This is a genomic window from Desulfobacter vibrioformis DSM 8776, from assembly GCF_000745975.1.
Classification (GTDB): domain Bacteria; phylum Desulfobacterota; class Desulfobacteria; order Desulfobacterales; family Desulfobacteraceae; genus Desulfobacter; species Desulfobacter vibrioformis.
The window spans coordinates 184,193-206,710 of record NZ_JQKJ01000002.1 but is presented as its reverse complement, the minus strand read 5'-3'; the positions used below and the strand labels follow the sequence as shown (position 1 = coordinate 206,710).

Sequence of the window (22,518 nt, the reverse complement as noted above, 5' to 3'; positions counted from 1 at the left end):
CATTAAAATATAGAAAGGATTTAATATGTACCCGGCAGTCCTGATTGTTGATGACGAATCCACCATTATTGATTCCCTGGAAGGTATTCTTTCCGATGACGGATTCGAAGTCATGCATGCATTCAACGGATATGAAGCCCTTAAAAAAATTGACTCCCATTCCCCGGACATTGTGCTGCTGGACATCTGGATGCCGGGCATGGACGGCATTGACACCCTCAAAGAGATCAAACAGCATCACCCCAGCCTGCCGGTGGTCATGATCACAGGCCACGGCTCCATTGAATCTGCCGTGGATGCCACCAAATCCGGTGCCTTTGATTTCCTGGAAAAACCGTTATCCATTGACAAGGTCATACTCACCATCAACAATGCCCTGAATTTCAGAAAACTTGAGGAAGAGAACCGGTACCTCCGCAAGAAAGCCATTGAAAAAAATTCCATTACCGGCACAAGCCCGGCAGTCCGGAAACTTTACGGCGAAATTATGGCCGCAGCACCCACAGATACCTCAATCCTGATCACGGGTGAAAATGGCACGGGCAAGGAGATGGTGGCCCGCACCATTCACCAGTTCAGTACACGTCCCGAAGGTCCATTTATCATTATCAACTGTGCGGCCATACCCGAAGCGCACCTGGAACCCGAATTGTTCGGCCATGAGAAAGGGGCCTTTGAAGGGGCCACAGCAAAAAACAGGGGCAAATTTGAACTGGCAGCAGGCGGAACCCTGTTTCTGGATGAAATCGGAGATATGAGTACCAGTACCCAGGCCAAAATGCTGCGGGCCCTGGAATCCAAAACCTTTCAGCGTATCGGTTCCAGCCGTACCCTGAACATGGACGTGCGTGTGATCGCGTCATCCAACAAAGATCTTGAAGCGGAAATCAAACAAGGCCGGTTCAGGGAAGACCTGTTTTTCAGGCTCAATGTCATACCGATTCATGTGCCGGCCCTAAGGGAAAGAATCGAAGACATCCCCATACTGGTGGATTTTTTCTTAAGTCAATTGGCTGAAAGATCATCTGCGCCCAGGAAAACGCTGTCCGCGGAGGCCCTTGAGATTTTAAAACAATGGCATTGGAAGGGAAATGTCAGGGAACTTAAAAATTTGATGGAGCGCTTATCCATTATGGTGGAAAGTCAGGTTATCGGGAAAAATGATATCCCCGGGCCCTACAACCCCGGGCCCTACAACCCCGGGCCCTACAAACCTGGAATTGAAACCTTGCCCGAAACAGATGACGTGCTTACCCGGATTTTTATCATGGAAAAACTGGACCAGGCAAAAGCAGCCTTTGAAACGGAATTTATCCGTTCCAGGGTGGATCGGATGAACGGGGATCTCCAGGCCGCTGCCAAACATATGGGAACAAGCCTGAATTTTGTCAAAAAAAGAATATCTAAAAGCTGATGCGGATTAACTGATGCGTATTATCAGTGGTGCCTGCCGTGGCAGAAAACTGGTTCAGATCCAGGGAAAGGATATCCGTCCCACCTCGGACCGGGTCAGGGAAGCGATGTTCAATATCCTCGGCCCCGGTATCCGGGCAAAAAGGGTGCTGGACATGTTTGCCGGTACCGGCGCCTTGGGGCTTGAGGCCTTGAGCCGTGGGGCGGAATCCGCCGTGTTTGTGGATGCGGCCCGGTCTTCCTGCGATGTGATCAAACAGAACATTGAATTGTGCCGGATGGCGGATCAGGCCCGGATTATCTGCCATGACCTGGTTAACGCGTCTTTGCCGGTATTCCATCAACCCTTTGATCTGATTTTCATGGATCCCCCGTACAATAAAGGGTATCCCGGACAGGTGCTTGGAAAACCTGGATTTTCAGAACTCCTTGCACCCGGGGCAATTCTCATTGTGGAACAGTCTGCCAAAGAAACCCTTAACAATCCCCTAAACAGCCTTGACAAATACCTGGAAAAAAAATACTCAAGGACAACTCTTACATTTTGGCGGAAATCCGCCACAGACGACAAGGATACGTATGACTGCCCCAGAACGGAAAATTGCCATCTACCCCGGTTCCTTTGACCCCCTGACAAACGGACATCTTGATGTCATCAGACGGGCCCAGGAAATTTTTGACCATGTGATCGTGGGGGTGTTGCACAATCCGTCTAAAAAAAAACCGTTGTTCTCTCCGGAGGAGCGTATCTCCATAATCGGGGAATGTTTCCAGGACCCGTTGGTGGAGGTGGACTCTGCAAGGATTGAGGTGGAGACCTTTGATGGGCTTCTTGTTGAATATGCCAGAATGAAAAAGGCGGTGGCCATTATCCGGGGCATGCGGGCGCTCTCTGATTTTGACAATGAATTTCAGATGGCGCTGATGAACAGAAAGCTCAACAGGGATGTCCAGTCGGTTTTTCTTATGACCGGATTGCGCTGGATTTTTACCTCATCGTCCATCATTAAGGAGGTGGCCCGGTTTGGCGGAGACATCTCGGATATGGTTCCCGAAACCGTGGAACGCAGGGTGAAGGAGAAATTTGCCCGGACAGTGACCTGATACCTATTTAAGGATATATAAACGTGGACTTGTGGCAGCTTCATATTTTTGTTTCCGTGGTTGAGCAGAAAAGTTTTTCCAGAGCGTCAGAACTGATTCATTTATCTCAGCCCACAGTGTCCACCCATATCAAGGAACTGGAGACGCATTTCCAATGCCGCCTGCTGGACAGGCTGGGCAAGGTGACCGAACCCACCCGGGCCGGTGCGATCCTGTATGGCTATGCCAAACAGATGCTGGCGCTGAAACAGGAAACCCAGTCCGCCATGCTGGATTTTTTAGGGCATACCAAAGGACAGCTGCTCATCGGCGGATCAACCATTCCCGCCGGGTATATCCTCCCCAAAATGATCGGGGCATTTAAAACCGCTTTTCCGGATGTATCCATCTTTATGACGGTCGGGGATACCGGCCAGATCACCCGGGCGGTCAAAGACGGTGAACTGGAACTGGGCGTGGTAGGGGCAAGGACCAGTGATCCCGATATTGTCCAGGAGAAACTGGTTGAAGATGAAATGAAACTGGTCGTGCCCGCCGGTCATGAATGGGCACACAGGACAAGTGTGACCTGCAAGGCAGTGCTGTCCCAGCCGCTCATTGCCAGAGAACAGGGGTCAGGTACCTGGAAAACCGTTATCGCCAGCATGGAAAAGGCCAGGGTTGACGTATCCCGGTTGGCGCCTGCCGTGACCATGGGCAATTGTGTTTCTGTCATTCAGGGCATTCTCAACAATGTGGGCATCTCGATTCTCTCCACCATTGCCGTGACTGAGGAACTGGCCAAGGGGCGGCTGCATGCCCTGAGTGTTGAAGACCTTGACCTGTCCAGAAATTTTTATCTGACCCTGTCCCGGAAGAGAACCCGGTCCCCCATATGTGAAAAATTTATTCAGTTTTTAAAGGACCAGATCTAAGCCTGGACCAGGTCTAAATCTGATTATATCATTCGGTGGCAAACAGGTTCAGCGTATCAATAAATTCAGGGTCCTGTTCATCCATGATTTGAATCAGTTCCCGGTGAATTCTTTTTTTCAGTTCCCGGAAAATACCGCGCTTTTTGTCAAACCCTGCGGCAAATGCCATGGCGTCCGTCATCAGTTCTTCCTGGTTTTCACAGGCTTTGACAAGCACATTGGACGTCCCAAGATCCCCTGCGGTCATACGCCGGCCGGACAGCAGCATATGATTGAACATGTATTCGGGTACAGCCTTGCGTACCAAAGCGACCATGCCGGGCAGAAGGGGAATGCGGACATCCACTTCAGGAAAACAAAAAAATCCTTTATCTTTTCTCATGAACCTGAAATCGCAGGCACAGCTTAAAATGGCACCGTTGCCAAAGGCATGGCCGTTGATGGCAGCAATCACAGGCAGGGGGAAAAGCAGCAGGCGCTTGAACACATCGTTCATTCCATACATGAAGTCAATGACATCCTGTCTTTGTTTGGCAGCCAATCTTTCACCGATCCATTCCACATCAACACCCTGGGAAAAGTTTTTTTCATCCGTGGCGGTAAGGATCATGGCTTTCACCTGGGTATCTGCTTCTACCTGATCAAGACACAGGGTCAAATCCTGTGCAAAAATTTTGTTCATCCGGTTGGCAGCATTACACATCGAAACGATTGCCACAGTATCTTGTTTTTTCCATTTGACAACGGCCATAACGAGTCCTGTTAATTAAAAAAGATTTAGAGAAATAAACATAATTTTCGGAAGATAAATTAAAAAATTGCATATTTCAAGGGGCTAAAACTTCATTGACAAGCTAATCGATTTCTGACAAGCTTTCCGAATACCGTATATTTCGGCGAAAATCGTTATGCCAAGGAAGACGCCATGATTTTAGGACTAGATGTCGGAGGCACACACACAGACGTTGTTTTTCTGAGCAGAAAGGGTGTTCAAAAACATGTAAAAGTGCCCACCCAGCCGGACAATTTATTTAAAAGCGTTCTTTCAGGTTTTACTTTGATTCTTGAAAACGTTGATCCGGGACGTATTGAGCGGGTTGTCATCTCCACCACCCTGACCACCAACGCCATTGTCCAGCAGACCGTAACACCTGTGGGCATGATTGTTTCGGCCGGACCGGGAATAGATCCTCAAAGTTTCAGAACCGGGGATCACTATTATGCCGTGGGCGGCTCCATCAACCACCGCGGCCGGGAAATAGAGCCGATCAATGAGATGGAAATTAAGGCTGTGGGTGAAACGCTCAAAAAGGCCGGCATTGAGTATGTGGGAGTTGTCAGTAAATTCTGTGTCCGAAATCCTTCCCATGAAATTTTGATCAAGCGGATATTAAACAAACAGTTTAAACAGATTTTTCTGGGTCACCATGTTTCCGGCAATCTCAATTTTCCCCGGCGCATTGCCACCACCCACATGAACGCGGCCGTATATCCCCTGCACAAAGATTTTTTCCAGGCCGTTGAGCAATCCCTTGAGGAAATGGGGCTTACCGTACCCATTCAGATTCTAAAGGCTGACGGCGGGACCATGACATTGGGCGCCTCAATGGCGTTTCCGGCCCAGACGGTTTTATCAGGACCTGCAGCCAGCATCATGGGGGCGATTCCCTATGCCCCCGAAGGCCAGGATGCCGTTGTCCTTGATATCGGCGGCACCACCACGGATATTGCATTCCTGGTGGATAAAACCCCATTGCTTGAGCCCGTGGGCATCCAGCGCGGGGGATACAGAAGTCTGATTCGGTCCCTGCGAACCGATTCCAAAGGCATTGGCGGCGACTCGGCCCTAAGGGTCAATGAAAAAAGCGAGCTTATGGTGGGACCGGACCGTATAGGGCCGGCCATGGCCTTTGGCGGGCCTGTGCCTACACCCACGGACGCCCTGGTGGTTTTAGGGCTCATGGAAGCAGGGGACCAGGACCGGGCCCGGCAGGGTATAAAGTCCATTGCAGATCAGCTGGGCATGGAAGAAAAACAGGCTGCGGAACATATATTTAAAATCTGCTGCAACATTATTTTGAAAAAAACCTTTGAGATGATCGATACGTTGAATGCCAAGCCCGTTTATACGGTCCATGATTTTCTTGAAGGGTACAAGTTCAGCCCGGACACGATTCTTCTCATGGGCGGGCCGGCCAGATTTTTCGCCGAGAAGATCCAGGATATGTATCAGCTTGAAACCATTGCGGTTCCCTATGCTTCAGTGGCAAATGCCATTGGCGCGGCCCTTGCCAGGACCACCTGTGAGGTCACGGTGAATGCAGACACAGAGCAGGGCGTGGTAACCGCCCATGAAGAGGATTTTGCCGAGCCTGTTTCCAAATCCTTTTCCCGGGAAGATCTGGAGGAGACCGCTTACAGCCTGCTTAAGGACAAGGCGGAAAATGCAGGGGCTGATCCTGACAATCTCAACGAAGTGGAAGTGGTGGAATTCCAGGAATTTAATATTGTGCGCAATTTTTCTCCCAGGGGAAAAATTCTCCGGACTAAAATTCAGCTTAAACCCGGCCTGATACATGGGTATGAATCAATGCTTAACCAGCAGGCGCAAGGAAATTAAAGGGGATACCATGTTAAACGCATCTCATAAAACCGGGCTGGTCTTTTTTCCTGCATTTGACTGGGCCATTGACTCCACCCATCCGGAAAGGGAAGAGCGGCTTCTGTATACCCAGGACCAGGTTTCCGAAGAAGGGGTTTTTGATATACCCGGAATCATAGAGTACAAACCTGAAATTGTGACGCCCAAAGATTTACAACGGGCCCATTTCTGTGTGCCTGATGAACATACCGTTACAACCGAATCCCATCATCTGATATCTGCAGGCGGTGCCAAGGCCATTGCCAATGCCGTTATGTTAAAAGAGGTCAAAAACGGCTTTGCCCTAGTCAGACCTCCGGGACATCATGCCATGCGGGTGACCCACGGAGGCCGGGGATTCTGTCATATCAATGTCGAAGCGGTCATGGTGGAATATATCCGTTCCCAGTTCGGGGTCAAACGTATTGCCATCATTGATACCGACTGCCACCACGGAGACGGCACCAATGATATTTTCTGGCATGATCCTGATGTGCTGTTTATCTCGCTGCACCAGGACGGACGGACCCTGTATCCGGGCACAGGCTTTCCCGGTGAACTGGGCGGTCCAAATGCCAAGGGCTCCAATTTGAATATCCCGCTTCCCCCGGGGACTTCCACCAAAGGGTATCTCTATGTTATTGAAAATTGTGTGCTGCCGGTACTTGAGGCATTCAAGCCTGATCTTGTGGTGAATTCCGCCGGCCAGGACAACCACTACACTGACCCCTTGACCAATATGAATTTTTCGGCCCAGGGGTATGCGCGTCTGACCGCCATGCTTAAGCCGGACATTGCGGTCCTTGAAGGGGGATACGCCATTGAAGGTGCCCTGCCTTATGTCAACCTGGGTATTATCCTTGCCATGGCAGGTATTGATTATTCCGGCGTGGTGGAACCGGATTATAATCCGGAAAAGCTCAAGCAGTCGGTGAGTGTTACGGATAAAATTAAAAAGGTCTGCGACCAGATCATGACCTACTGGGGTCAGCGGTATGAAATGAGAGAAGCCGCCGGCGAACCCGGGCAGATTATCATCCGCCACCGGGAAGTCTTTTATGACACAGATAATATTTTTGACCGCCAGAAAGAAAAAATCCGGGTCTGCAGGGATTGCGGCGGCAGTTTTGAGGTGGATTCCAAGGCCGTGCCAGGTCATCATGTTCTGGGTGTTCATATTCCCATCAATGCCTGCAAGGCGTGCCGGGAGCAGGGTTATGAATTTTATGAACAGGCAGATAAGACCAGGTACCAGCGCATCTATCTCCAGGACCGGACAACGGATTTGTATGAGATCAAACAATAGATCCTGCCCCCGAATCACAAAAAGATGACACATTTCCAATGGTTGGAAAATTTAAAAAAAAGATCCCTTGTCAGCGAATTGACAAGGGATTTTTTCCATTCCATGGACTTTTTCGAGGTGGAAACCCCGCTTCGGTGCCCATCAATCATTCCCGAAGCCCATATTGACCCGGTGAGATCCCAGGGCGCATATCTTCAGGCCTCACCGGAACTGTGCATGAAACGGCTTCTGGCCCGGGGCGCAGACAAAATCTTTCAGATCTGCAAATGCTTTCGCCAGGGTGAACGCGGTCAGCGCCATTTACCTGAACTGACACTTCTTGAGTGGTATGCGGCCCATAGGACATATGAAGATCTCATGGATCAGTGCCAGGGGCTTTTGCGCCATATTGCACAAGGCGTGGGCACACCGGGACGCCTGGTCTACCAGGGCGCATCCCTGGACCTGGCAGGTGCCTTTGAGCGGGTTTCGGTTGCCCGGGCGTTTGAGCGATTTTCCAGTGTCTCTTTGAACCAGGCCCTGGATACCGGGCGCTTTGATGAGATTATCAGTTTTGATATTGAACCCCATCTGGGCATATCCCGTCCCTGCTTCCTCTATGATTATCCCATATCCATGGCCAGTCTTTCTGCGGCCCATCCTGGAAAACCGGATACGGCCCAACGGTTTGAACTGTATGTCGCAGGCATTGAACTGGCCAACGGATTCACGGAGCTGACCGACCCTGAACTCCAGAGAAAACGGTTTGAAACGGAAAATGACCTGCGCACCAGCCAGGGTAAGACAAAACTGCCGGTGCCTGAAAAGTTCTTATCCGACCTTGCCTTGATGCCGCCCGCTGCCGGCATTGCCCTTGGCATGGACCGTCTTGCCATGCTGTTCTGCGATGCCCCGGATATTGAACAGGTTGTGGCTTTCCCGCCCGAGCGGCTTTAACCCCGGGGATCTTTTATGGTCTGGTAAAACATGCCCCGCTCCTGAAGGACAGATTCAACTTTATTCTCCAGGATCAGCTGTTTTATCAAAATTTCAAGTTTTTCTTTTTCAAGGTTCAAGGCCCCAGCCAGGTCATCCACGGTGCAGGGGCGGCGGTGAATGGTTTCCATGACCATGGCTTCCATCTTGTCGTCGCTGATATGATCACCTGATGCCAGATCCTTTACACGGGCAATGATCTCCATATTGGCCGCATCAATAATCCGGGCCACCCGGTCCAGGTCCTGTTTCGAAGCGGGTTTAAGCCCTGTTACAGCCCCGGGCCGGTCCAGGGTATTGAGTTGAACCCGGGCAGGGTTGATGTCCCGGATGATTTTTCCCAGGGTTTCAAGTTCTGTTTTGGCATCGTTGATCCCGGGCAGGATAAACACCTCCAGCCACAGTTCTCCCTGGAAAGAGTCCGCAAACGCGTTGAGTCCGTCAATCACGTTATGGATATCAATCTGTCCGGCTGGCCGGTTGATCTTTTTAAAGGTCCCGGGCGTCACGGCATCCAGGGACGGCATGACCAGATCGGCCCTGCTAAGATCCTTTCTGACGGCGGGGTCGGACAGCAAGGTGGCATTGGTCAGTACAGCTACCCGGATCTTTGCTTTTTTTTCTTTGATAAACGCAATAACCCTGCCGATATCCGGACTTAAGGTGGGCTCTCCCGAACCTGAAAATGTCACATAGTCCGGGTCAGGATGATTTTTAAAGTAATGGGCAAGTTCTGCTTTGACTTCATCAAAGGGAACATATTCCCTTCGCTCATGGGTCAGGTTGGTGGTCGGTCCGCACTCGCAGTAAATACAATCCAGGGTACAGGTTTTGTGACAGACAAGATCCACACCCAGGGAGAGCCCAAGGCGCCTTGAAGGGACCGGGCCGAATATATGTTTATATCTCATGGAACTCCTTGTATGCATGCAACGTTGAGATTCATTTGAATGATTTTATTTTTCATTTTTCATGGACTATTTTTGTACACTTATTTTTTCTCCAGCACCTCCCGCACTTTGACAAACAGGTCACCCATTGAGAACGGTTTCTGGATGAAGTTGACGCCCTCGTCCAAGACGCCGTGGTGCGCGATCACGTTGGCCGTGTATCCTGACATGAACAGACACTTGAGATTGGGATAGTGATTATAAATGTTTTCGGCCAGGTCCCGGCCGTTCATTTCGGGCATAACCACATCGGTCATGAGCAGGTGGATCTCTCCCTTGTGTGTATGGGCAAGTTCAATGGCCTGGCCCGGGGTGCCGGCTGCGATCAAGGTATACCCCTTTCTCTTGAGCATCCTGGTGGTCATTTTCAGGATCGAGGGCTCGTCTTCCACCAGCAGGATGGTTTCATGGCCACCCCCGGCCGGTATCTGCGGCCTTGGGGCCGGCAATGGGTCTGCCTTGTCCCGGTGGTGCGGCAGATATATTCTGAAAGTCGTTCCCTGATCCGGTTCACTGTAGACGTTAATGAAGCCCTGATTTTGCCTGACCACGCCATATACTGTGGACAGGCCCAGGCCGGTGCCTTTGTCCTGGGTTTTGGTGGTGAAAAAGGGTTCAAAGACATTGTCCAGGGTTTGGGCATCCATACCGCAACCGTTGTCGCTCACGGCCAGCATCGCATATTCCCCGGGCATAAAACCCGCGTGAACGGCGCAGTAGGCATCATCAAATGTCGTGTTGCCCGTTTCAATGGTCATCTTGCCCACGCCTGCAATGGCGTCCCGGGCATTGACACACAGGTTGGCCAGGATCTGGTCGATCTGGCCGGGGTCGATCTTGACCGGCCACACCCCATGCCCCGGCACCCAGGCCAGATCAATGTCCTCGCCGATGAGCCGCTCCAGCATTTTGAGCATGCCCGCCACGGTTGTGTTCAGGTCGAGTACTTTGGGCGAGACCGTCTGTTTACGGGCAAAGGCCAGCAGTTGCCGGACCAGGTCGGTGGAGCGCTCGGCCGCTTTTTTGATCTCTTTGAGATCCGCATGAACGGGTTGCCCAGGATCTACGTATTCCATGGCCATCTCCGTGTTGCCGAGAATAATGGTCAGCATGTTGTTGAAATCGTGGGCCACACCGCCTGCCAGGCGCCCGACAGCTTCCATCTTCTGGGCCTGGGATAGCTGTTCCCGAAGTTTTTCACGCTCTTCCTTTGCCTTGTTCCGCTCTGTGATGTCTTCAACAAGCGCCAGCCCAAACAGAGGTGACTCCGAAGGATCACAAATCGGTCCGGCATGAATGATTACAAAGATCTCAGAGCCATCCTTGCGGATATACCTTTTCTCCATAGGGAAACTGGCCGTCTCTTTAAAGGTCATACCATGGAAAAGACGCCTGTTTTCGGGCCGGTCATCGGGATGCATCATATCAAAGAAGGTGAGTTTTTTAAGCTCTTCTTCTGTGTACCCTGTGAGTGTTTCATATGCTGGATTTGCTGAGATAAACGTGCCATCCAGCTCATTTATGCAGACACCTAGGGGAGATTGTTCGATCATAAGACGCAGCTTTGCCTCGTTCGCTCTGAGACGGGCCTCGGCCTGCTTACGCCCGGTGGTATCCTGGCGTGTGCCGTACATCCATTCGGGTTTGCCGTCCTGGGTCCAGGTGATGATTTTTCCACGGTCAAGTATCCATATCCACTCGCCGCTTTTATGGCGAATCCGGGATTCACATTCATAATACTCGGTCCGGCCGTCGAAACACGCCTGCAGCAACCGGTTGGATTCTTTCAGGTCGTCGGGGTGACAGAACTTCATCCACGTATCGATGGATACGGGCGATATTTCATCCAGGGTGTAGCCGATAATATCGGCCCAGCGCTCGTTGAATATTGTCTCGCCGGTTTGCACGTTCCATTCCCATGTGCCCACATTGGTGCCCTGGATGACATAGGAGAGTCGTTCCATAGCCCGCTTCCATTCGGTGATGTCCTCGCCAATGGACTGAAACGCCACGACCTTTCCCCCGGCGTCAAACAGGGCTCGGTTGGTCCATCGCTGCCAGCGGATTTCGCCATCCGGAGTAAACACTTTGTGCTCGTGGGACTGGGCCGGAGATTCGGCCGTCAGGGAGGATAAATTGTCCTTAACCTGTTCGTGGTCTTCTCCGGGTATGAGTGACAAAAAAGAGGAGCCTAACAGCGTTTCAGCTGTCTTGCCGAAATATCTGCTATACGCCTCATTGACATAGGTCAATTCACCGCCGGGCAGAAAACGGCAGATCAGTACGGGCATATCCTCGGATATGCTTCGATAACGCATCTCGCTCAGGTGCAGCTCATTGGTACGCCTGGACACCATCCTTTGGAGTGCCCGTGTCCAGACAAGGCATATCAGAAACCCAAACAGCAGAGTCATCCCCACAGCGCCGTAGAAGCGTTTGTCCCGATAGAGCGGTGGGGGGGCTTCAATGGATATCCATCGGTGCCGGATCTTCTGCCGCTCTCCGGGGGGAACAGATTTCAGGCCTTTTGCAAGAATTTGATTGAGCATCGGCCAATCCCGGCGGCTGGCGAATGACAGGTGCCAGGTGAATTCCGGTACTGTCCCCGCCATTTTAAGATTTGTGATGCCGTGGTGGTCAATTGTGTGGGATGCTGTTGCCAGGTCGGTCACCATGGCGTCTATTCTGCCAAATGATACTGCCTGTAACCCCTCGAGGTTGTCGCGAACAAGCATGAGGCCGATTTTGGGTAAGTTCTTTTCTATATAGGCCACCGTGGCGTATCCCTCGACAGCGGCGATCCGCATCCCGGACATGGTTTCGAGCGACAATGACCGCTTCACATCTTTTCTTGTGATGATGGCATTGGGGATTGTCAGATACGGCTCTGTGAAGCGCAAATATTGGGCCCGCTCTTGGGTGCGCTGGATATTACCGATTACATCGATTTCCTTTGCCCGGGCCTTTTCCATGATCTCGTCCCAGCTTTCACAAACAACTATTTTGAATCTGAATCCAAATGTGGCTTCCATATGCCGTGCGTAGTCCATGGTGATTCCCTGGAACCGGCCACCGGCATCACAAAAGCAGACCGGCGCATATGCCGGCGACGGCGCAAAACGGATGCCACCGTCATGCGCCCCAAGCCAGAGGCGTTCTTCCCTGGTCAGGAAAACCGCCTTATCCGGGGGGGCCGCTGAAAGGTGCTTTGGGGCGCATACCGCCATCAGTGCAAGCAATACGATCGAAAATATCATTATGGCCAGTTCTAAACGCAAAATACAGGATCGTTTTTTTTCGCAGTGATTGTTTCGCTGGTTTTGTGGGTGGGAGGGAGATTTCATTTTTGTTCTCCTTGTCCAATCATGGGAAATTAACCGGAGCGGTATAAACAAACACTTCGGCACGGCAAAAAGGCCGTGCCGAAGTTTAAAACATTTTTTAGTTTTTGCCGGTGATGCCCCTGTGGGCCATCAGGCGGATGGCGTTGACGCGGATGAAGCCTTCGGCGTTTTCCTGGTTGTAGCCGCCGGTGATATCCATGGAGGACAGGTTCTGGTTGTACAGGGAAGAGGGGGAGGTTCTGGCGATCGGATAGGCCACCCCTTTGAACAGTTTCAGGGTCACTTCGCCGTCAATAAGTTCCTGGCTTTTGTCCATTGCTGCCATGAGAAATTCCATTTCAGGGCTGAACCAGAAGCCGTAGTAAACCAGTTCCCCGAGCCTGGGTGCCAGCATATCCCGGAGACGCATGACTTCACGGTCCATGGCAATGCCTTCAATGTCCTTGTGTGCCTCGTGCAGAATGGCACCGCCCGGTGTCTCGTAAACCCCCCTGGATTTGATGCCCACAAACCGGTTTTCCACCATGTCCAGGCGGCCTATGCCGTTCTGCGCTCCCAGCTGGTTCAGATATAAAAACAATTCCAGGGCATCTGTTTTTTCAGTGCCGTCTTCCAGGTTTTTCACTTTGACCGGAATTCCGTTTTTGAATGCAATGGTGATGCGTGTGGGGATATCCGGGGCCTTTTCCGGGGATACGGTACGCGAATAGATGCTTTCATCGCATACTGCGCCGGGGTCTTCAAGAATCCCGGCTTCATGGGAAATGTGCAGCAGGTTATCATCTTCGCTATACGGCTTGGCTGCGGTCTGCTTGGTGGGAATCCCGTGTTTTTCCGCATAGGCCAGAAGGTCGGAACGGCCCTGGAAGGCATTGAGAAAATCCGGGTTTTTCCACGGTGCAATGACTTTGATGGCCGGATTCAGGGCATAGTAGGAGAGCTCAAACCGAACCTGGTCGTTTCCTTTGCCTGTGGCGCCGTGGGACACATACCGGGCCCCCACTTGCTTTGCAATGTCAATCTGCTTTTTGGCAATGATGGGACGGGCAATGGCTGTACCTAAAAGATAGCGGCCTTCGTAAACCGTATTTGACTTAAAAACGGGGAATATATAATCGGTGACAAATTCTTTTTTCATATCTTCGATAAACACTTTTGACGCACCGATTTTAAGGGCTTTTTGTTCTGCGGCCTGAAAATCTTCATCCTGGCCGATGTCAGCCATGTATGCAAATACTTCGTACCCCTGTTCCAGCAGCCATTTGAGAATGACCGAGGTATCCAGTCCACCTGAATACGCCAGAACCACTTTTTCCTTTGCCATTAAAAACTCCTTCAATTCATTGGGTATTTGGCCGAAAATGTTATTTTACGGTCCTAGGTTACTTCAAACACAAGGTATTAACGCAAAAAAACAGATAACAGTCAAGCACATAGGGCAATCGCCATGTAATTTACCCCCGGCGTTGCAGACGTCGTTAAGATTTCAGCTTCAAGGCATCAATGTTGCCGCCAGGGTATACTCTCCCAAGGCCTTTCCCGGCCCAGGCCAAATTCGGCCCATGAACAGGCATTGACAATTCAGAGCCAGGTTCTTAAACTCAAAATATCCGCACTTACCCGAACCATCCGGACAGCGACATTTTAAAGGAGAAGAAATGAAGGTCACCCACTATACAGATATTCCAGGTAAACAAATGAATAACGACATGGTCAAACGTATCACGGGCCGCGTGCTCATCGGCAGGGAAGACGGGGCTAAAAATTTCTGCATGAGAAGATTCGACGTTGAGCCCGGGGGGTATGCGCCCCGGCATACCCATGACTGGGAGCATGAGATTTATGTGCTTGAGGGCAAGGGCGAGGTGCTCATCGAAGACCAGTGGCATGCCATTTCCCCGGGAACCGCGGTCTATGTGCCTCCCAATGTTGACCACCAGATAAAAAACAGCTCGGATGGACACCTTGCCTTTCTGTGCCTGGTGCCGCCGCCGGCCCCGGAGATGTAGATGAACGCGCCCAGAACCTGTGTCAGCCCCCGGGGACGGTTTGTGGTGGGAATCCACGAACCTGAATTTGCTGTGGATAATTTCAGGCACAAGACCACTAAAGAGGTGCTTGGCCGCCTTCCCGGCGGCGGGCCTGTGGAAAACCTGGGCAATTATCCCCAGGGGCAGATCCGGGCAGACGCGGCTGACCGGATCTATGAAATCGCCAATGCATTTCCCTTCAGGGGAAGTACATTTATTAATTCGGCCTGGGCGGACCGCAAGGCAGAACGCCCTGGAACCATAGGCCTTCCCGCCCGGCCGGACTGCTCCTTAACCGCTTGCCTGGAACAATGGCAAAAGGAAAAGGGTGTTACGACGGGGCTTGTCATCCAGGTGCTGGAACGGCTTCCCCGCCCTCTGAAACTGGCCCTGGCCCAGGCATCCACGGATCCGGAGGAACTTTGTGCCCTTGCCGGTCTTGCCTGCGATTTTGTGTATGATAACGGTGGAGATCATCCGCCCACGGGTGTTGCCTTTGAAAAGGATGCCAAGGGAAGAATCTGCCCGGTCATCCACGACCATGATCTTTATGACGTGCTTGGCAACAATCCGGCCCTGCCCGATGCATATAAAGAGGTGATGGTGCTCAAACCCGGCATCCAGGGGAACAGCCCCATTGTGGGCGAATGCCTGGAGAACACCCATGTTTTTGAATATATGCGGGCCAACTCATATATCCCCTGGGGCCATTATGCCGACAACATGGCCAATGACCAAATCCGCTACCGGGCCAATGACCTGACCCCTGCTGACATGGCAGGTATCCGGCATCTGTATTACCAGCGCATCTATGTCCGCGCCGCCCGGATGCTGGGGATAAAGCTTCCGGCAACAGGCCGGTCCCTGTCCACAGATGAACTGGAAGCCCTGCGCATGGAAATCATGGAGACCATGGCCCCGGGTGGCCACAATCCATTGGACAGTGATCCGCCTTTTTTCACTGGGGCGTTATGGGGGTGGAATTTCGGATTCGGGTTTGCCCAGTCCGGACACCGGCTGCATGCCTCCCACCAGATGATCCACCAGCAGAACGCCATGATTCCGGAACGCATTTTGGACAGTGACGGCAACCCGTACCCCTGCTTTGCCTGCGGGGATCTTGTGGCTGATTTTATCCGGGATTACAAAGCCGCCCACAACACAGATTTTTTTAAGGATTTTATCAAGGCCATTGAAAACAACCAACGAACAGACATGAACCCGGACGGCCCCAGCGCCTTGATCGTCTGGGAAAATGAAAAGGTAATGCTGTTTGCCCCCAAGGCCCAGGTCAGTGAATGGGAGTTGATGCTGATGACCAAAGCCCCCTGTCCCCATGTGCTTTCCGCTGATACCGCAACCCGGAATGCCCTGGACACCGGCATCCGCATGGCTGTCCAGACCCTGGAAACCTTAGGGGCACAGATGGTCACAAGCGTGGAGTTTTCAGGCCGGTTTAACAGCCCGGTCAAAGAACAGCACCTTGTATACTCCTTTATCCCGCGCCTTCCCTATGCGCCGGGCACCTTTTCCGAGGCCCAGATGCGTTTTATCGGGGGATGTTTTCCCGAAGATTTTGCCTTTGCCTGCCGGAAGGCGCTATCCTCCTGATGACCGAATAAAAATAACAAGGAATATCCTGTGGTGAATCGTCTGAAATGTATGCGTTTTTTACTACCATCATATGGCTTTGACAGAAGAAACATACGCCATATTCTGATCGCCTTGTTGTTTGTTTTTCGCTGTAATCCGGCCAGTGCGTCAGACAAAATCTGCCTGCAGTTGGCATGGAAACATCAATTTCAGTTTGCCGGATACTATGCAGCGCTCCATAAGGGCCATTACCGTCAGGCCGGACTTGACGTTTCCATCGTTGAAGGCGGTGCCGGCAAGTTTGCCCGGGAAGAGGTTCTCAGCGGCCGTGCCCAGTATGGCGTTGCCGGTTCCGAGTTGCTTTTGCACCGCAAAGACGGTGATCCTTTTGTCGTACTTGCACCTATTTTTCAGCATTCGCCCTCGGTTCTTCTGGTCAGGAAAGATTCGGGTATCATTAATCTTCAAGGGCTTATCGGCAAGAAAGTCATGCTGCTTCCCGGAAATAAAGACGCCGATATATTGGTGGCCCTTTTGAACGAAGGAATATTGCCGGATAAATACCAGCGGTTCGATCAATCCTATAACCTTGAAGACCTTATCACAAAGCGGATTGACGCGGTCAGTGCCTATGTGACGAACGAGCCTTGGCAAATGCTGCAAAAAGGTGTGGTGTCGCTGGCCATTTCTCCCATGGTCTACGGGGTGGATTTTTACAGCGATTGCCTGTTTACCACTGAACAGGAAATTGAGAACCATTCCGAACAGGTACAAAATTTCTTACAAGCCTCTTTGCGTGGTTGGGAATACGCCATGGATCATCCCCAGCAAATTATTGACTTACTTCTGGAAAAGTACAAGGTAGATAGAACAAGAGAGCATCTTCAGCATGAAGCCCAGGAAATGAGAAAAATTATGATTCCTGATCTTGTTGAAATCGGACACATGAATCCGGGACGATGGCAGCATATCAAACGAACATACGAAAAACTGGGATTAATTGATGCTGGCTTTTCGCTGAATGGATTTCTCTATAATCCTCAACATACGCCAGATTATAAACAGATCAAACAAATTGTCTTTGGTGCACTGGGCCTTATTGCATTATTAGCGATGGGCAGTGGGGTTTTGTTTTTATTTAACCGCAAATTGGCAGCAGAGGTTAAAGAGCGAAAACAGGCCGAAAAAGAACTTGCAAGGCAAAAGGAAAGAGCTGAACTCTATCTGCATATGGCAACGATTATGTTTGTAAGCCTTGATGTTGACGGCAAGGTCAATATGGTCAATGAGAAGGCCTGCGCCATATTGGCATGTAACAAAGAAGAGGTTATCGGCCAGGATTGGTTTCACATGTTTATCCCGGAAGCGGTCCAGCATAATGTTCGGGCCATTTTCAAAAATATGATTGCCGGCAATGTCAGCGGCCCGGAGTATTTCGAGAATGAAGTCATTTCCCAAAAAGGGGAAACAAAATATATTGCCTGGCATAATACCACGATCAGGGATGCCCACGGGAAAATTGTCGGGGTGCTTTGTTCCGGTGACGATCTTTCTGAGAAGAGAAAGCTGCAGGACCAGCTCATTCAGTCACAAAAAATGGAATCCATCGGCAGCCTTGCCGGTGGCATTGCCCATGAGTTTAACAATATACTTACAATCATTCTCGGTAACAATGAAATGAATATGCGCGAGCTGCCCGAAGCAAGCCCGGCCTGGCGGCGTTTGGAGAGAATCCAGGTCGCCGGGATACGGGGGAAAAATGTTGTTAAACAGCTTTTGACCTTCAGCAGACAGGACAGCCCCGCCCGGCAGGTCACTGATATGAGATCTCTTGTGCAAGAGTCCATGGACCTTATCCGCTCGTCAACTCCGGCGAATATCAAGATTCAACTGAACATCGCAGAAAAAATTTATCCGATTTTTTGCAATAAAACACAGATCAACCAAGTTATTCTTAATTTGTGTAAAAATGCAATTGATGCAATGTCCGGTATGGGAGGTATTCTAACGGTAGAGATATATAACGAAATTGTGGAGGACCGTTCTGTCAAGCTCCACCCCTCATTAAAAGCAGGAAACTATGCAAAATTAGTGGTTGATGATAATGGAACCGGAATGGACGAAAACACCCTCGAACGTGTGTTTGAACCATACTATACAACAAAACCCACCGGCAAGGGAACCGGCATAGGGATGGCGGTTGTTCATGGTATTATCAAAAGGCATAACGGTTTTATACATGTCCATAGCCGGTTGAACCGGGGCACAACATTCACTGTCTTTTTCCCGGCTCATGACGTAAATCATGCAGAGATGACAGCCATAAAATGCCGGACAACAAAACAAAAGAACCTGGCCTAGGCCGCTATATCCGGGGGCATGGTTTCATGCATACAGAGGGGATGATAAAAATTCAAAGCATATCAAAACATTATTGAACATCATCACACCCCTCTACCGTTAAACCGTCATCAGACAATACCCTGATCCATCATGGCGTCCGCCACCTTGACAAACCCTGCGATATTGGCGCCGTTCACGTAATTGCCAGGGGTTCCGTATTCTTCGGCCGCATCCAGGCAGGCGTGGTGGATGCGTTGCATAATGCCTTTGAGCTTGGCTTCAACCTCATCCCTGGACCATTTAATGCGCATGGAGTTCTGGGACATCTCAAGGCCGGATACAGCCACGCCCCCGGCATTGGATGCCTTGCCCGGCGTATAAAGCAGCTTGTGGTCCAGAAAAATATCAATGGCATCGGGAGTTGACGGCATATTGGCCCCTTCGCACACAAGGTATACCCCATTGTTCACCAGGTTCTGGGCATCCTTTGCATTGATTTCGTTCTGGGTCGCGGAGGGAAATGCGCAATCGGCTTTATGATTCCACAGCGGATTGTGGTCCTGACTGGCGTCAACGGCTGTGTACTGGGCCTTGGGATATTTTTCCACGTACTCTTTGATACGGGAGCGCTTGACATTTTTAAGGTACATGACCCACTGCAGGCGGGTTTCATCAATACCTTCCTCGTCATAGATATAGCCCGAGGAATCGGACAGGGTCACCACCTTTCCACCCAGCTGGTTGATCTTTTCGGTGGTGTACTGGGCCACGTTGCCCGAACCTGACACCAGGCAGATTTTATCCTTCAGACTGTCATTGCGGGTACCCAGCATCTCGTCTGCAAAGAAAACAGCGCCGTAGCCTGTGGCCTCGGGCCGGATCAGCGAGCCGCCCCAGTTCAGGGACTTGCCGGTAAGCACCCCTGTGAACTCATTTTTCAATTTTTTATACATGCCGAAAAGATAGCCGATCTCCCGGCCCCCCACGCCGATATCCCCTGCCGGGACATCCGTGTCATGGCCGATGTGGTGGAACAGTTCCGTCATGAAGCTCTGGCAGAACCGCATCACCTCAAAATCGGATTTTCCCTTGGGATCAAAGTCGGACCCGCCTTTGCCACCGCCCATGGGAAGCGTGGTCAACGCATTTTTAAATACCTGCTCAAAGGCAAGGAACTTCAAAATGGAAAGGTTCACGGAAGGATGAAACCGCAAACCACCCTTGTAAGGACCGATGGCAGAGTTCATCTGGATGCGGAATCCCCTGTTCACCTGCACCCGGCCCTGGTCATCCACCCAGGGCACCCGGAACTGGATCACACGGTCCGGTTCCACGATGCGCGCCATGATGCCTGCATGCCGGTATTCAGGATTTTTATCAAGCACTGGTTTCACGGATTCCACCACCTCGTGAACTGCCTGGTGGAACTCTTTTTCATAAGGGTCTCTGCCGCTGACAATGTCCATTAGGGTTCCCATGTTAAATCGTCTCCTGTGTTTAAGAATGATAATTTTTCGCCTTTGAAAAGACCGGCCATGGCACCGGCAAAATCGCCGGCTGCCTTTTGAACAGATGCTTTTCAATGTGTACCATGGCGATAGAAGGCCATGGAAGCAAAATTTTCGGTCATTCGTGTTTGATCCGGTCCCAGCACTATATTCGGGTCTGACAGGCGTCCCTTATGGTCCTACCCTAGGCAGTGAATCCTTAAAAACAACACCGTAAATATCCCATATGGTGACGAATAATGCGGCAATAATAGGACCGATGATGATGCCGATAATACCGAACATGGCAATGCCGCCGAGGGTGGAAAAAAAAATTAAAAGATCGTGCATTTCCGTGTCTTTGCCCACAAGCCGGGGCCGCAGAAGATTGTCAACACTTCCCGCCACGGCCCCGCAGAAGACAACAAGAATGCCTGCCTTGAACCATGCGCCCTGGGCGCCCAGCCAGAGCGCTGCAGGAATCCATATCAAGGCGGTGCCAATGCCCGGTATAATGGACAACACCGTCATGACAGCACCCCAGAAAACCGAACTGTGGATGCCGACCAGTGCAAACACGATACCGGAACCCCCGCCCTGGACAATACCGATGATGGCGGTTCCCTTGATCGTAGCGCGCGTCACAGAGGTAAATCTGTCAAGAAGCCGTCTTTCATCCTGATCGTCCAGGGGCATGTAAAATAGAATTTTCTCTAATAGCTTATCTCCGTCTATGAGGAAAAAGAACATGGTATACAGGAGAATGGCCACCATAAATATAAAATTCATTGTGCCCATGGTGGCGGCCTGGAGCCCGTTGACAAAAAACTGGCTTGCAGCCCCGACCAGTTCACCGGCCTTGGTGTAAATGGTTTCTCTGTAGGGTTCTATCTCTTTATAAAACGGCAGATCTTCCAGCCACTGGGAAATGGTTAGGGGTGAAGACAATTGTTTCTGGACCCAGGGCGTTGCTGTCTGACCCACCTTGATGGCCTGGGTGGTTACAATACCCAAAAGACCGCTTAATGGAAGAAGAACGATAAAAATGATAATCATGATAGTGATCCCGGAGGCCAGTCCCTGCCTGCCTTTCAGCCGTTTGTTAAGCCGCTGGTACAACGGATAGGCCAGGGCGGAAAAAATTCCGGCCAGCAGAATGGCCATGAGAAAAGATTTTATCATTACAAGAAAAACAGCTGAAATAAAAAACACCAGTAATAATAAAAATGAGGGATGGATCAGGTCTCGATTCATGAAAAATTGCCTCCGGTGCGAAATATGTTCCAATACCGGTTTCCCGGGATTTGCCATAGGTAACAACGCCTAACATTGCAACGTTTTAATTTCATCATCATGATCTGCAAACTCTATGGCAATGGATCTGAACACTTCGGCGTGTTGTTCAAACACATCCACCATTTCAGGGTCAAAATGGGTTTCCCGTCCCTCAAGAATAATGGCCATGGCTTGGGAATGGGGAAATGACGGCTTATACACCCGCTTGGAGACCAGCGCATCATACACATCTGCAATGGCCATCAACCGCCCTTCCACAGGGATGTTATCCCCTGAAAGCCCCCGGGGATAACCGGAACCGTCCCATTTTTCGTGGTGGGTCAAGGCAATGGCGCCTGCACATTTCAGATAAGCGCCTGCGTCCAGACGTGTTTTGCCGGACAGCAACACCTTATATCCATGTATGGTATGGGTTTTCATCACATCAAATTCTTCTTTGGTCAGTTTCCCCGGTTTTTTAAGGATGGCATCAGGTATGGCAACTTTTCCAATATCATGCAATGGCGCACATTTATAGATCCGGTCAATGCACTCTTCATTGAGTATTTCATTGAATTTGGGCAACGTTTTCAGCTGGTTTGCAAGCGCTTTGATGTAATGCTGGGTTCGCTTGATATGCCCGCCGGTCTCAGGATCCCGAAACTCAGCCAGGATCCCGATGCTTTCCATGCTGATTTCCTGGGTTAACAACACTTCCCGGGTTCTCTTGGCCACCAGGTTTTCCAAATGGTCTTTGTGCTGTTTCAATTCCAGATGATTTTTGACACGGGCTTTGACCAGTGCTGCCCTGAAGGGTTTTGTGATATAATCCACCGCGCCCAGGGCAAGTCCTTTGGCCTCATTCTCCTCTTCGGACAGGGCCGTCAGAAACACCACGGGAATATCCCGGGTCGCGGTTTTGGACTTAAGCCGTTCACAGACTTCGTATCCGTCTATGCCAGGCATCATGATATCCATAAGAATAATATCCGGTGGATCTTCCCCAATAATTTCCAGGGCTGACTCGCCGTCCATGGCCACACTGACCCGGTAATCGTCGCCAAGGGAATCCACCAGGATATCCAGGTTGGTCTCAACATCATCGACGATAAGAACGCGCATTTGAGATAAGTCGGTCATAAT

17 protein-coding genes are annotated in these 22,518 nt (G+C 50.8%); 10 read left to right on the top strand and 7 right to left on the bottom strand.

Going from position 1 to position 22,518, the window contains the following annotated elements:
- Positions 1–25: 25 nt before the first annotated feature.
- From Q366_RS02705 to Q366_RS02690, 4 genes are read left to right on the top strand one after another with little or no spacing between them, the layout of a single operon-like run.
- Complete coding sequence (locus tag Q366_RS02705; protein ID WP_035236058.1) at positions 26–1,414, top strand: sigma-54-dependent transcriptional regulator; 1,389 nt, start codon at positions 26–28, stop codon at positions 1,412–1,414.
- Between the two features lie 13 nt (positions 1,415–1,427).
- Positions 1,428–2,039, top strand: coding sequence for a 16S rRNA (guanine(966)-N(2))-methyltransferase RsmD (gene rsmD / locus Q366_RS02700; RefSeq protein WP_035236056.1), 612 nt, complete (start codon positions 1,428–1,430; stop codon positions 2,037–2,039).
- Positions 1,993–2,517, top strand: coding sequence for a pantetheine-phosphate adenylyltransferase (gene coaD, locus Q366_RS02695; protein WP_035236055.1), 525 nt, complete (start codon positions 1,993–1,995; stop codon positions 2,515–2,517). Before rsmD ends, coaD begins: the two co-directional genes overlap by 47 nt.
- A gap of 23 nt (positions 2,518–2,540) precedes the next feature.
- Complete coding sequence (locus Q366_RS02690) at positions 2,541–3,431, top strand: selenium metabolism-associated LysR family transcriptional regulator (protein ID WP_035236054.1); 891 nt, start codon at positions 2,541–2,543, stop codon at positions 3,429–3,431.
- Positions 3,432–3,459: 28 nt separating this feature from the next.
- Here Q366_RS02690 and Q366_RS02685 read toward each other — a convergent pair whose 3' ends face one another.
- Entirely contained in the window at positions 3,460–4,182 is a 723-nt protein-coding gene (locus Q366_RS02685) for an enoyl-CoA hydratase/isomerase family protein (RefSeq protein ID WP_035236052.1), read from the bottom strand.
- A 174-nt stretch (positions 4,183–4,356) separates the two neighbouring features.
- Here Q366_RS02685 and Q366_RS02680 point away from each other — a divergent pair, with 174 nt between their 5' ends.
- Genes Q366_RS02680 through epmA form a run of 3 tightly spaced genes read left to right on the top strand, consistent with a single transcriptional unit; the run spans position 4,357 to position 8,314 of the window.
- Positions 4,357–6,051, top strand: coding sequence for a hydantoinase/oxoprolinase family protein (locus Q366_RS02680; RefSeq protein WP_035236051.1), 1,695 nt, complete (start codon positions 4,357–4,359; stop codon positions 6,049–6,051).
- 10 nt (positions 6,052–6,061) lie between these two features.
- Positions 6,062–7,378, top strand: coding sequence for a histone deacetylase family protein (locus Q366_RS02675; protein WP_035236049.1), 1,317 nt, complete (start codon positions 6,062–6,064; stop codon positions 7,376–7,378).
- A gap of 42 nt (positions 7,379–7,420) precedes the next feature.
- Entirely contained in the window at positions 7,421–8,314 is an 894-nt protein-coding gene (gene epmA, locus Q366_RS02670) for an EF-P lysine aminoacylase EpmA (protein WP_245619848.1), read from the top strand.
- Here the strand turns inward: epmA and Q366_RS02665 are convergent.
- From Q366_RS02665 to Q366_RS02655, 3 genes are all read right to left on the bottom strand, one after another.
- Positions 8,311–9,264, bottom strand: coding sequence for a radical SAM protein (locus tag Q366_RS02665; protein WP_035236046.1), 954 nt, complete (start codon positions 9,262–9,264; stop codon positions 8,311–8,313). The genes epmA and Q366_RS02665 overlap by 4 nt on opposite strands.
- An 80-nt stretch (positions 9,265–9,344) precedes the next feature.
- On the bottom strand, positions 9,345–12,560 hold the full coding sequence (locus Q366_RS20700) for a PAS domain S-box protein (protein ID WP_169742920.1): 3,216 nt from the start codon (positions 12,558–12,560) through the stop codon (positions 9,345–9,347).
- A gap of 184 nt (positions 12,561–12,744) precedes the next feature.
- Entirely contained in the window at positions 12,745–13,971 is a 1,227-nt protein-coding gene (locus Q366_RS02655; RefSeq protein ID WP_035236042.1) for an argininosuccinate synthase, read from the bottom strand.
- A 334-nt stretch (positions 13,972–14,305) separates the two neighbouring features.
- Between Q366_RS02655 and Q366_RS02650 the strand changes: the two genes are divergently transcribed.
- Genes Q366_RS02650 through Q366_RS20000 form a run of 3 tightly spaced genes read left to right on the top strand, consistent with a single transcriptional unit; the run spans position 14,306 to position 18,631 of the window.
- Positions 14,306–14,656 (top strand): cupin domain-containing protein, encoded by a 351-nt coding sequence (locus Q366_RS02650; RefSeq protein ID WP_035236039.1) that lies wholly within the window; start codon positions 14,306–14,308, stop codon positions 14,654–14,656.
- Complete coding sequence (locus Q366_RS02645; protein ID WP_035236037.1) at positions 14,657–16,288, top strand: hypothetical protein; 1,632 nt, start codon at positions 14,657–14,659, stop codon at positions 16,286–16,288.
- A gap of 33 nt (positions 16,289–16,321) precedes the next feature.
- Entirely contained in the window at positions 16,322–18,631 is a 2,310-nt protein-coding gene (locus Q366_RS20000; protein ID WP_156968091.1) for an ABC transporter substrate-binding protein, read from the top strand.
- A gap of 110 nt (positions 18,632–18,741) precedes the next feature.
- Here Q366_RS20000 and gdhA read toward each other — a convergent pair whose 3' ends face one another.
- The 3 genes from gdhA to Q366_RS02625 form a co-directional block, all read right to left on the bottom strand.
- The gene (gene gdhA / locus Q366_RS02635) at positions 18,742–20,091 is read right to left on the bottom strand and encodes an NADP-specific glutamate dehydrogenase (protein WP_035236036.1); all 1,350 of its coding nucleotides are present in this window, start codon (positions 20,089–20,091) and stop codon (positions 18,742–18,744) included.
- Between the two features lie 201 nt (positions 20,092–20,292).
- Positions 20,293–21,354, bottom strand: a complete 1,062-nt coding sequence (locus Q366_RS02630) for an AI-2E family transporter (protein ID WP_035236303.1) — start codon at positions 21,352–21,354, stop codon at positions 20,293–20,295.
- A 69-nt stretch (positions 21,355–21,423) separates the two neighbouring features.
- On the bottom strand, positions 21,424–22,515 hold the full coding sequence (locus Q366_RS02625) for a response regulator (protein ID WP_035236032.1): 1,092 nt from the start codon (positions 22,513–22,515) through the stop codon (positions 21,424–21,426).
- Between the last annotated feature and the right edge of the window lie 3 nt (positions 22,516–22,518).

Excerpts from the sequence above, each read along its gene's own strand:
- Q366_RS02705 (WP_035236058.1), top strand. The coding sequence starts at position 26 with ATGTACCCGGCAGTCCTGATTGTTGATGACGAATCCACCATTATTGAT.
- rsmD (WP_035236056.1), top strand. The coding sequence starts at position 1,428 with ATGCGTATTATCAGTGGTGCCTGCCGTGGCAGAAAACTGGTTCAGATC.
- coaD (WP_035236055.1), top strand. The coding sequence starts at position 1,993 with ATGACTGCCCCAGAACGGAAAATTGCCATCTACCCCGGTTCCTTTGAC.
- Q366_RS02685 (WP_035236052.1), bottom strand. The coding sequence starts at position 4,182 with ATGGCCGTTGTCAAATGGAAAAAACAAGATACTGTGGCAATCGTTTCG.
- Q366_RS02680 (WP_035236051.1), top strand. The coding sequence starts at position 4,357 with ATGATTTTAGGACTAGATGTCGGAGGCACACACACAGACGTTGTTTTT.
- Q366_RS02675 (WP_035236049.1), top strand. The coding sequence starts at position 6,062 with ATGTTAAACGCATCTCATAAAACCGGGCTGGTCTTTTTTCCTGCATTT.
- Q366_RS02665 (WP_035236046.1), bottom strand. The coding sequence starts at position 9,264 with ATGAGATATAAACATATATTCGGCCCGGTCCCTTCAAGGCGCCTTGGG.
- Q366_RS20700 (WP_169742920.1), bottom strand. The coding sequence starts at position 12,560 with ATGATATTTTCGATCGTATTGCTTGCACTGATGGCGGTATGCGCCCCA.
- Q366_RS02655 (WP_035236042.1), bottom strand. The coding sequence starts at position 13,971 with ATGGCAAAGGAAAAAGTGGTTCTGGCGTATTCAGGTGGACTGGATACC.
- Q366_RS02650 (WP_035236039.1), top strand. The coding sequence starts at position 14,306 with ATGAAGGTCACCCACTATACAGATATTCCAGGTAAACAAATGAATAAC.
- Q366_RS02645 (WP_035236037.1), top strand. The coding sequence starts at position 14,657 with ATGAACGCGCCCAGAACCTGTGTCAGCCCCCGGGGACGGTTTGTGGTG.
- gdhA (WP_035236036.1), bottom strand. The coding sequence starts at position 20,091 with ATGGGAACCCTAATGGACATTGTCAGCGGCAGAGACCCTTATGAAAAA.
- Q366_RS02630 (WP_035236303.1), bottom strand. The coding sequence starts at position 21,354 with ATGAATCGAGACCTGATCCATCCCTCATTTTTATTATTACTGGTGTTT.
- Q366_RS02625 (WP_035236032.1), bottom strand. The coding sequence starts at position 22,515 with ATGACCGACTTATCTCAAATGCGCGTTCTTATCGTCGATGATGTTGAG.